At 50.9% G+C, this 10,600-nt stretch carries 12 protein-coding genes and 1 tRNA gene; 4 read left to right on the forward strand and 9 right to left on the reverse strand.

Annotated elements, in window-relative coordinates; translation table 11 throughout:
• Both IV91_RS17915 and IV91_RS0108360 read right to left on the reverse strand, forming a co-directional pair.
• On the reverse strand, positions 1-285 hold a 285-nt coding region (locus tag IV91_RS17915; RefSeq protein WP_031597558.1), incomplete at its 3' end, for a hydrogenase maturation protease.
• A gap of 218 nt (positions 286-503) precedes the next feature.
• Positions 504-1,319, reverse strand: coding sequence for a class I SAM-dependent methyltransferase (locus tag IV91_RS0108360; protein WP_031597559.1), 816 nt, complete (start codon positions 1,317-1,319; stop codon positions 504-506).
• Between the two features lie 265 nt (positions 1,320-1,584).
• On the opposite strand from IV91_RS0108360, the gene wrbA reads away from it, so the two are divergent.
• The 3 genes from wrbA (at position 1,585) to IV91_RS0108375 (ending at position 4,905) form a co-directional block, all read left to right on the forward strand.
• Entirely contained in the window at positions 1,585-2,187 is a 603-nt protein-coding gene (wrbA, locus tag IV91_RS0108365) for an NAD(P)H:quinone oxidoreductase (protein ID WP_031597561.1), read from the forward strand.
• 180 nt (positions 2,188-2,367) lie between these two features.
• The gene (gene hflX / locus IV91_RS0108370) at positions 2,368-3,675 is read left to right on the forward strand and encodes a GTPase HflX (RefSeq protein WP_031597563.1); all 1,308 of its coding nucleotides are present in this window, start codon (positions 2,368-2,370) and stop codon (positions 3,673-3,675) included.
• A 36-nt stretch (positions 3,676-3,711) separates the two neighbouring features.
• Entirely contained in the window at positions 3,712-4,905 is a 1,194-nt protein-coding gene (locus tag IV91_RS0108375; protein WP_031597565.1) for a methyltransferase, read from the forward strand.
• 101 nt (positions 4,906-5,006) lie between these two features.
• Here the strand turns inward: IV91_RS0108375 and IV91_RS0108380 are convergent, their stop codons facing one another.
• Genes IV91_RS0108380 through IV91_RS0108385 form a run of 3 tightly spaced genes read right to left on the reverse strand, consistent with a single transcriptional unit; the run spans position 5,007 to position 5,970 of the window.
• Positions 5,007-5,357, reverse strand: a complete 351-nt coding sequence (locus tag IV91_RS0108380) for a diguanylate cyclase domain-containing protein (protein WP_200874352.1) — start codon at positions 5,355-5,357, stop codon at positions 5,007-5,009.
• A gap of 44 nt (positions 5,358-5,401) precedes the next feature.
• Complete coding sequence (locus tag IV91_RS19605) at positions 5,402-5,617, reverse strand: GDCCVxC domain-containing (seleno)protein (protein WP_150112430.1); 216 nt, start codon at positions 5,615-5,617, stop codon at positions 5,402-5,404.
• Between the two features lie 11 nt (positions 5,618-5,628).
• Positions 5,629-5,970: a zinc ribbon domain-containing protein YjdM gene (locus IV91_RS0108385; RefSeq protein WP_031597568.1), complete on the reverse strand. Its 342-nt coding sequence runs from the start codon at positions 5,968-5,970 to the stop codon at positions 5,629-5,631.
• A 278-nt stretch (positions 5,971-6,248) separates the two neighbouring features.
• Between IV91_RS0108385 and IV91_RS19715 the strand changes: the two genes are divergently transcribed.
• The gene (locus IV91_RS19715; RefSeq protein WP_197456537.1) at positions 6,249-6,707 is read left to right on the forward strand and encodes a GFA family protein; all 459 of its coding nucleotides are present in this window, start codon (positions 6,249-6,251) and stop codon (positions 6,705-6,707) included.
• A gap of 83 nt (positions 6,708-6,790) precedes the next feature.
• On the opposite strand, the gene IV91_RS0108395 is transcribed toward IV91_RS19715, so the two are convergent.
• The 4 genes from IV91_RS0108395 to IV91_RS17240 form a co-directional block, all read right to left on the reverse strand.
• Positions 6,791-6,875, reverse strand: a tRNA-Leu gene (locus IV91_RS0108395).
• A 43-nt stretch (positions 6,876-6,918) separates the two neighbouring features.
• Entirely contained in the window at positions 6,919-8,940 is a 2,022-nt protein-coding gene (locus IV91_RS0108400) for a PAS domain-containing hybrid sensor histidine kinase/response regulator (RefSeq protein ID WP_051862377.1), read from the reverse strand.
• Positions 8,940-10,070, reverse strand: a complete 1,131-nt coding sequence (locus IV91_RS0108405) for an FIST signal transduction protein (protein ID WP_035417504.1) — start codon at positions 10,068-10,070, stop codon at positions 8,940-8,942. The genes IV91_RS0108400 and IV91_RS0108405 overlap by 1 nt, the downstream gene beginning before the upstream one ends.
• Before the next feature lie 82 nt (positions 10,071-10,152).
• Positions 10,153-10,600, reverse strand: a 448-nt coding sequence (locus IV91_RS17240) for an energy transducer TonB (RefSeq protein WP_084190004.1), incomplete at its 5' end; no start/stop codon positions are given.

Here is a 10,600-nt window from a genome sequence, read left to right on the forward strand (position 1 = left end):
GTATCGATTCAATCGAAGATTCGACCTGGCAGCGATGGTGCCAAGACTTGCCGTGGCGCTCATGTATGCAACTCCTTGTTCTGGAAAGAAACTGATGATGCGCACTGAGATAGAGACATAATCAGGAGGTAGTAAATACAAACCCTGTGTTCCGCCATCCATCAGAACTACATCGTGACCGAACTGGTAAGCGACATTCATCGCCTCCACACAACGCACACCGAAGCCCTCATCAGCCCACAGGATATTGCCTATGCCGAGAATCAATAGTTGGGTACTTTTCATTGAATGTTTGTTGAGTTATCAATTTAGCGGTAATACAGCATTAGTCATGCCAGCGGCTTGTTAACTAAACTCTGCTTTATATTCAATAAATTATGAAAACAATCGGGCGTTTGATGAAAAAAATACGGCAACTTATGTTTCGATTTGCAAAATTTATGGAAAGTTACTAACCACCATAACCGAAAATCAATTGCTTGTTTGAATGGTCGAAAAAAATGTCATTTCTTTGTGGCCAACACCCCGTCACCATTCAATTCCGTGATAAACCCGGCTTGTCGTAAACGTTTCGATACTTCATTTGGCACATCGCGTCCGCTGGTGAGTTTGTTTGGTCTGCCAGTGTAATGGAACAGTTTGCCCTTACGCTTAAGCATCCTGGCTAGATGGTCATAAAAAACTTGTGAGTAAAGTTCACCAGCGATTCCGAAACGCGGTGGGTCGTGCAGAATGGCGTCCACGGTCTGGCTGGGCAGCAAAGCAATCTGCTCAGTAATGTTGCCTTCGGTTAAGGTCAATCCCATGTCTATTTCAGGTGACCAGGGATTGAGACTTCGCAGCCAAATTACATCAGGATTCTTCTCGTATGAAAGAACCTGTTTGGCTTGACCTTGCAAACACCAGGCAGCAAAATAACCAAGACCCCCGCAGGTATCCAAAATCACTTTGCCGCGCGGTTGAATCAAACCGACTTTACGTTTGGCATCCGCATAGGGCGAAACTTGCGCCGTAGGTAACATCTTGATGCCATCGATTTCGAAAGTCGGCGGTCCCCACTTCGTCGGTACCAATTTGATCAACGACGTAGTGAAGCGCTCTATCGGCCGAAAGGTCTCGTCAAACCAGTGGTAAATGGTCCTGTCTTTGCAGATTTTCAGATAAGGAAATTGTTGGCCCTGGTAGATCCACCCGGCATTACCTACCTCGACTGTCGTCGTCGAACGATCCAGATCCAGTGAACATTCAACGGCAGATGCACCGTCATGCGCCGCCGCAAGCAATATTTCATGCACTTTGAGAGTTAACAGCGGTCCCATTATTCCGATTGGCCAATGTTATCCACAAATAATTACCCCGTTATTAATCGTTATTTCTTTCACTAAATAGTACCTGATTTTTCTGCACAGGAAGGTCAGCGTGTCCATACGGCAGAATTTTCACCCCGGAAATAAAAATTTTTTGTTATTATGGCAAGCATGACTTGATTCAGGATTCCTTCCGGGCGTAGACTGAAGTGAGTTATTTGGCTATCTTCGTGGTGAGACTGGCAATTTAACAAGCGCAAACGATAAAGGAGGACGAATGTCCAAGGTCCTTGTGCTCTATTATTCAAGTTACGGTCATATTGAAACAATGGCACAAGCCATGGCCGAAGGTGCACGCTCGGCGGGTGCTTCCGTCGATATCAAGCGCGTACCGGAAACGGCTCCGCTGGAAATTGCCAAGGCAGCACATTTTAAACTCGATCAAGCGGCGCCCATCGCGATGATCAACGAACTGGCCGAGTATGATGCCATTATTGTTGGAACGCCTACCCGATTTGGCCGCATGCCAGCACAAATGGCTGGTTTTCTCGATCAAGCCGGTGGTTTGTGGGCGCGCGGCGCTTTGCAGGGCAAAGTGGGAGGAGCCTTTACGTCCACCGCTACACAGCATGGCGGCCAAGAAGTTACCCTGTTTTCAGTCATTACCAATCTGATGCACTTTGGCATGGTCATTGTCGGCCTGCCCTATGGTTACCAGAGCCAAATGACGCTTGATGAAATTGTTGGCGGAAGTCCTTATGGGGCGACCACCATTGCCGGTGGCCAAGGCCAGCGGCAACCCAGCGCAATTGAATTGGACGGAGCGCGCTTTCAGGGTAAATTGATCGCAGAAACTGCCAATAAACTATTTGGTGTCTGAGTACCCCTGACTGATCCATGGCTATGGGAAAAGTTCAACCAATTAAATTTGTTCAATAATGCCGGGTGCCACACCATTTCGGCGTCATCAGTTTTTGATCTTCAGGCCAGTTGTAATTAGGTGGATCTCGCTCAGAAGCGTACAATCTCACTTGGTCTAATCTGGAAAAGTGCCCTCCACATGCAAACAGAAGTCAAAGGCAAGGCCGCATTCGCCGTGGTCGCGGCCGTGCAGTTGCCCGGCGTGAGCGATATTGAATTTGAGGCATCATTGGCTGAATTGCGTGACCTGTCAAAAACACTGGGATACAAGGTGGTCCGCACCTTTACTCAGAAGCGCACTGCCTTCGACACATCAGCTTATCTGGGACTTGGCAAGCGGGTGGAGATACGTGACTTTATCAACGGATCCGAGGTACCTGACTCCAGTATCGGTACTATTGATAGGGTATTCGTGGATCACGAAATTTCGCCGTCCCAAGCGCGTAACCTGGAAAATGATGTTGGCTGTGATGTGATGGATCGCACCATGGTGATTTTTAGCATATTCCACCGCAACGCGCGTTCTCGCGCAGCAAAGGCACAGGTGGAAATTGCACGTCTGGGCTATATGGCGCCACGCCTGCGCGAAATGGCAAAACTTGCCGGACCGCAGGGACGGCAGCGCAGCGGCACCGGAGGTCGCGGTGCCGGCGAATCCCACACCGAACTGGACAAACGAAGAATTCGTGACCGAATTGCCGAATTGCAGCAGGAAATAGCAGCGATGGATGTGGAACGCAAGACGCAACGCTCGCGCCGACAAGAACGCCATGGGTTGGCCAGCGTGGCGTTGGTGGGCTACACGAATGCCGGAAAATCCACTTTGATGCGTGCACTGACTGGTAGCGAAGTATTGGTGGAAAACAAACTTTTCGCCACACTCGACACTACTGTACGCACGCTCTATCCTGAGTCTGTGCCCCACGTGCTGGTCAGCGATACAGTGGGCTTCATCAAGAACCTGCCCCATGGACTGGTGGCTTCATTCAAGTCAACACTTGAGGAGGCTCTTGATGCCTCACTGCTGCTCCATGTCATCGATGCCAGCGATCCTGGGTTCGAGCGTCAACTCGAAGTCACTGATAAGGTACTCGCCGAGATCAGTGCGGAGACCGTACCGCGCATTCGTGTGTTCAATAAGGTGGACCAGGTGGGCGACGCTGTGATACAAACTGAATTTGAAATAATGTTGCGCGCGCAATACCCGGATTGCATCGTCATGAGCGCGCGCCGCATTGATGATGTGGCGACGCTGCACAAGGCCATCGTCGCATTTTTTCGGAAGGATCTCATAGAAGCCGAGTTATTTCTTCCCTGGTCGGCGCAGAAACTGCGCGGTGAAATTTTTTCAAGTTGTGAGGTGCTGGAAGAGCGTGCTGACATTGAAGGAGCGTTTTTGCGCGTGCGCGGAACGCGAGGTGTCCTAGAAAAATATACGGGGCTTTGACGGGTGCTGCCATTCGGTACGGTTCAAGGACTCGGAGTGACGGAATTCCCCTCTGTCAGTTGGCATGAAAAGGGCGAAGTACGCACTGCCCCCTGGCGGTCGGGGAGCGACTTGCCGCCCCCGAAACGCGTGGTAATCGCAGACGATCATATGAAGGCCAGCGTTGCCTATCATCTCGCTTGCGAAGGCACGGCGATTCTGTGGCGTGGCGATTTCCAGAATGCACGACAACTGCTTGTTGCATTGGCACGGCGAATCGATGAGCCACACAAGGGTAAGAAGCAGACTGTTGCCGAGGCAGAGAGATTGACGTCTATTGCTTCGTCGCTTCCTCTTTCGGCGGATGAATTTCATCGCTATCGACTGATGCAATCGCAACGCGCGCGAAAGTTGGGTATGTTGCTCCTTCCGTTTGACGCGGACTTTCGTATTCCGCTGCGCCGCGCACCTGATGTGCAGCAGGCGTGTACCGAAGCCTATGGTAAGGCCACCATGCCGTTTATCGCTTCACTGCGCGAATTATTGGGGATCATCGGTGCGCACGAATGGCGGACAAAGGGTGTCGAAGTTCCGGTGCTCAGCGCGCGAATTCATCCGCATTACGGCGTATTCGCGCCAATCCGTGCCGAATATGTGGATCTGGTCGCCGCAGCACCGCTGCCGCCTGTCCTGCTCGAGACGCCGGCGCGTGGCGTAGCCTTCGATATCGGCACCGGCACCGGTGTGCTCAGCGCGCTATTGGCAAAACGGGGCGTCGCGCGCGTGATCGCGGCCGAACGAGATGCGCGCGCGGTAGCATGCGCACGCGACAATATTGCATTGCTTAAATTAGATGCACAGGTTGAAGTACAGCAGGTGGATCTTTATCCCAACGGATGTGCCGCACTCATCGTTTGTAATCCGCCCTGGATTCCCGCACGACCAGTATCTCCACTGGAACACGCGGTATACGATCCTGAAAGCAGCATGCTGCGTGGTTTTTTGAATGGCCTGGTTGCGCATCTCGATCCGGACGGTGAGGGCTGGCTCCTGCTCTCGGATCTCGGGGAGCATTTTGGGTTGCGTACGCGCTCGGAGTTGCTTGAGTTGATCGATGCGGCGGGGCTAGTTGTCTTTGATCGAATCGAAACGCGTCCACACCACCCGCGCGTTGCAGATGTCAGTGATCCGCTTCATGCCGCGCGCCAGGCGGAAGTGACATCTTTGTGGCGTCTTCGAGTCAGGAAGTGAACGTTACACAAAACCGGGTAACAGTATTCCATTGTAACTCTTGGCTTCCATTGGATTTTCTCTGAAGTTGATGTTCAGAACGCTGTTTTAGCCAACAGGGCTCAATTGGTGACAGCATTGAAAAAATGAAATTGATTACGCCCCGTTTGCTTGGCTACATACATGGCTTGATCGGCATAGCGTAGCAAGTTCTGCCCATCGCTATCGTCATCCGGATAGAAAGCCACTCCGATGCTTGCTGATAATTTGATGTCATGGCCATTGAGGCGTGACAACTCACGATCCTGACCAACTCGAACTTTTCCCCGATAATCCACTGTTCTGATCAAAAAACGACCCAAAACCCCAAACTTACCCTCGGAAATTTCAACCTGCGGTTCTATGGAAAATTCAGACTGCTGGTGACAAAGAATGTATGGGTGCGAAAACATCGCTTCGACTACATCCGCCACGCTGAGAATCCGCGCCTCAAGCATAATGGCATCACCAACAATTCCTAGCCGCAGCAGTTGTTTTCACCGGACTGCTTTGGGGGACAAGGAACGCTACCATAGGAACAGAACACACAGCAGTCACCTGGCTTTGGCTTAAGTAGGGTTTTGCAGTTAGTACATTCATAAAACCATTGGCAGGCATCGGTTGGCATAGTCAGCGTTTCCGCATGGTCGCATTTTGGACAGGTTAGAATGGATTCAAGCTGTAGCGCCATAATGCGAGCGCCTCTCAAACCTTTCTCAGATAGCAGGCCTTCAGCATGAAGTTGCCAGCGTCCATTTTGCAGTCTACCTCGTGGTCACCACCGGTCAAACGGATGCTTTTTACCTTGGTACCCATCTTGAGCGTAATGGACGAACCCTTGACCTTCAAGTCTTTGATGAGTACCACTGAGTCACCGTCAGCCAGCACAAGGCCATTAGCATCCTTAATCACTGCCGCAGCGTCATCATCGGCTTTTTTAGGCTCTTTCATTGGCCACTCATGACCGCAGTCGGCGCACACATAGTTTTCTCCGTCCTGGTAAGTATTCTCCATGGCGCATTGGGGGCAGACGGGGATAGTTGGCATAATGGCGTTCAGATTGTGAATGGTTCCGGCATTTTAGCGGACTCGTTGCCTTCGGAACAAGTTTAAAAGAGTTCGAATCAGCCGATTATCGTGACCAGTCATCGGCGGAACATTCAAAGGTCATCAAGATGGAGTGTGAACTTGCTGTTCGCCTGAGCGATGCTCTTTGCGATTGGCACGCCGACAAATTGATCTTCGCTTTCATGCTGCTTCAGTGAGCGTCGCTCCAGAAAAAAATACTGAAACCCTCAACCGCTTTTCGGGCATACTCAGGCGGAGTGCTGGCGTTCGGGTATCGATTAAGCGGGTGGGACAAGTGGAGGTTTAGTAGTGGTAGGCTATTTGCCGGGTATTTTATACCTCGACCATCCACCGGGGAGGCAGTTTTCTCGGGCAATTGTCATTGTCGTGATTGCCAGAGAACTTCGGGTGGTACTTTTACACCGGCTCTGTTTGTCCCAGAGAAAACGGTAAAGATCAGTGGCGCGGTAAAATACTATGAGTCAACTGCGGACAGCGGAAATAAAATAAGCCGAGGATTTTGCCCCAATTGTGGTTCCCAGTTATTTGCCAAATTAGGGAAGCTTCCAAATCTATTGGGACTTCGCACAGGAACCCTTGACGATCCCTCGATGTTTAAGCCCATGCTCGACATTTATACTTCAAGTGCAGCGCATTGGGATTTCATGAACCCCGATCTGCCAAAATTTCCCAAGGCATTTCAGGCACCTCAGTAACACTTGGAAATCCAATATAAAAAATTATCTCATTAAGCAACCGATACTTTCCAGCCCATGTATCAGCGAAGATGAAATAAAAATGGTGCCCAGGAAGGGACTCGAACCCCCACGCCTTGCGGCGGCAGGACCTAAACCTGCTGCGTCTACCAATTTCGCCACCTGGGCTAATTCTCTTTGGGGATTTTAACTGATTTTGCGGGGAAGGGGATCAATGCTTCAGCCAGTTTTCCAATATCATGCGTAACTCATTGGGTTTGAAGGGTTTGGATAGGTAGTCACTCATGCCCGCATCAAGATAGCGCTGGCGATCTCCTACCATGGCATTGGCGGTGAGTGCAATGATGGGAATGGGGGAGGATCCCTTGAGTTTTTCCTTGGTTCTGATCTGATGGGTTGCCGTGATGCCGTCCATAATGGGCATCATTCCATCCATCAGAATCAAGTCAATGGGATTTGATTCCCATTGAAGGAGAGCTTCTTCTCCATTTCCTGCCAGAATGACCTGGCATCCTTCCTTCTCCAGAATTTTTTGGGCCAGGAGACGATTGGTGGCATTATCCTCGGCAATCAGCACCCGTGCGCGCTTAAGGGAGGGAAAGACTTGGACGGGCAGTTGGGTAGTCAAGGGGAGGACAGCGGGGGGGTTATACTGATAGGGCAAAATAAAGTGAAATGCTGAGCCTTTTCCAAGTTCGCTTTCAACATAAATGGAACCACCCAACATTTTTATTAGACTTGAGGAAATAGTCAAACCCAACCCGGTTCCCCCGAACTGTCGGGTGATACTGCCATCGCCTTGAGTGAAAGCACTAAAAATCTGTTCCTGCTGGTTTTTTGGAATACCGATACCACTATCAGAGACACAAAAATGCAGCGCATTCGGAAGGGAATTCTCCGGTTCAACTTGCACCTTTACATGGCCATGGGCCGTGAACTTGATAGCATTACCCACCAGATTGACCAGAATCTGGCAAAGTCGGTCGGGGTCTGAACCGATCAGAATTGGTAGATCGGGTTCGACTTCAAGAGAGAAATGTAACCCCTTGTCTTTAGCCTGAATTTGAAATGGGCGAATGGTTTTTTCCAAGAAAAGACGCAGGTCAAAAAACTCATGAGCCAAGGTAAGTTTTCCGGCTTCAATCTTAGAATGATCCAGAATATCATTGATAAGAGTGAGCAATTGCTGGGCTGAGAATTTGACGAGGTTGAGATATTCTTGTTGTACGGGGGTCAATTGAGTATCCAGTACCAGATCGGTCATGCCCATGATGCCATTCATGGGGGTCCGGATTTCATGGCTCATGCTGGCGAGAAATTCACTTTTCATACGGTTGGCTCGTTCGGCAATCTCGTATGCCTTGACCAATTCTCCTTCGAGTTTCTTGCGTTCCGTCATATCGGTAATGGTGCCAACGACCCGTAGGGGATTGTTTTGATCATCCCGTCCAAACACCATCCCTTGGTCTAGCATCCATACATAATGCCCCTGACGATGTACCATGCGATGCAAACTACGATAGACCGGAAGTTTTCCCGCCAGATGATGTTCCAAACGTTCCATACTGGCGGGCAAGTCCTCAGGATGAATGCGACTGGTCCAATCTTCGAAACGATTCCCTAATTCTTCTTCCATGAAACCCAACAGCGACTTCCAAGAGGAAGACATGAATACGGTATTGGTGACGGGGTTCCAATCCCAGGCCCCATGCCCTGCACCCTCCAGCGCCAGTTTCCAGCGCCGCTCGTTATCTGCCAAGGCTTGGCGGGTGGTGTTCAATTGGGCGTGTTGTTGGCAGGCTTGTATGGCTACCCCCAGTTTACAGGCCAGGGGGCCGATTTCCTGAACCAGGTCGAGGGGCAGTGAGATGTTGCGTGCCAGTAGCAGAAAGCCGATTTCAGGAAGCGGCCAGAGATAACAGTGGTACTTATCCATCGAAGTATGAAATATCGATTTTATCCCTTTGTTTCGTCGGTCATATTGACTCATAAGTCGGTACAGAAATTCCATCTGGAGTTCATGACGGGTGTTGCGGGGTAACGTCATGAGCTGGATGGGATCTTCTTCACCGCAGCGCGTAACAACGGAGGCCAAGGTACACCCCAAACGGCGCATGAAGACCGGAAGGGTGGACTTTAGCATTTGTTCCAGATTCAGACTGATGCCAATGGACATGGCAATTTCCTGCAGGACTTCCTGCTGGACCATCCGCCAGGACTCTGGATTCTCCATTAGAAAAAACCCACCACGGCTGTCTTGTTATAGAACTCCAGATAATCTTGACCGCTGTTCGCAATTTCACCGATGGTCAAGGCACCCAGCATAGGACCAGGGGAGTGGATAACCGCCAGTTCCTGGCGGAAATCCTGTTCGAGAAAAAGTGCGCGCGAAATACAATCCACTACGAATTGAAGTTCATATGGACGGGACTGACTTTCACACCAAGCCTCGTGAGCCATGGCGTGAGCTCGTTGTGCTGCCTGGATCAGAGTGTGCTGGTTGCCGTGCAATACGCGTACAAAAGCGCCCGTAGGCACTTCACCGGCACAGGTAATGTGCTGGTTCTGGGTCGACAAAGGATCACGGACCACCATTTCCGCATCGAGGCGAGTAATTCCAAAGGGATAGGCTTTAGCAATGGAAAAAAAGTTGTCTGGGGTTATGTGTTGTCCCCCATGATTTGCCAGGATTTCTTGATACACCTCAAAGGCGGGACGCCAATCCAGCGAATGAATGATATTTCCCTGAGCGGAGGTGACCTTGTAAGGTCTGGAAATGGAGTCCCAGCCATGGGCAACTCCAACGCCGCTGGGGTAGTCCAGGAAGACCAACAGGGCACTGTCCTGCAGCAGACCGGTGGGGGTGATGATGCAGGGCTTGGGTTGGAGGGAGAGTGATCCACAGCCACCACCCAAATAATTGAGTTCCAGCCCAAAGGTATTGAACAGTCCTTCGATTAAACTGGAAATATGCGTAGCAAATCCATCGACGAATACCAGCAGGGTCTGAGTGTCCGGAGAGGTGGGCAGGTTGAAGGAATGGTCAAGAATTTCGTCAAAACAGGAATGTTGGGACAGATTATCCAGGATGACAAAAACGGGCGCACGGGATAAACCAACCACCACCACCCCCTCGGACCAAGCTTTTCCTTCATGCAATACTTGAGGAAAAATACCCCCCAGAACGGGTTTGGTGCAGGCATGCAAGAGAGGATTCAGATTGGCCGGGGTATAGCCGTTGGCATCGCATGCCAGGATCAGAAGGGCTGCTACTTCAGGAGTTTGCTCGAATAACTCGAGGTGCTTTCGCAGCGCATTGATCTGGGTCGACGGTTCAAAAATAAATGAGGTATGAAAGGGCATGGCCCCATGATAACTGAAAGAAATTGATATTGGGAGAGGGGGCGAAGGGAAAAGATGGATAAAAGTTCACAGACTGACGTGGTTATTGCACGGATATTTGCAGGTTCAGATCCTGAACCGAATCCACCGGATGGCCCTCCTTGATTGCAGGAAAAAATCGCCATTGTTGCAATGTTTCTAGTAATAGACGATTAAGTCTGGGGCTTTGGGTAGGATGCAACAATTCTACGGTGACGGTGCCGTCCTTGCTGATATGAAAACGTACCAAGGCGACCTCTTTCAAGGCGGAGGCGCGCAACTCGTCAGGAATGACCGGCAGAGGGTGGATCAATGCACGGGCTGCCCGTACTTCGCTGGCCCCTTGTCCATGTGGGCCAGCGGGTGGCGCATTGGATGAGGCGGGTGGAGGCGGAGTTGAGGTAGTACTGGGTGGCATGGGGGTAGAGGCAGGTGCGTTGGCTGGGGCGGCGGGTGCGGCCGGAGAAGGGGCAGCAGGAGCTTCCGAATGAGGAAGGGGGGGAGGGCTGGGG

Origin of the sequence: Ferrovum myxofaciens (genome assembly GCF_000735045.1) — a bacterium.
GTDB lineage: Bacteria > Pseudomonadota > Gammaproteobacteria > Burkholderiales > Ferrovaceae > Ferrovum > Ferrovum myxofaciens.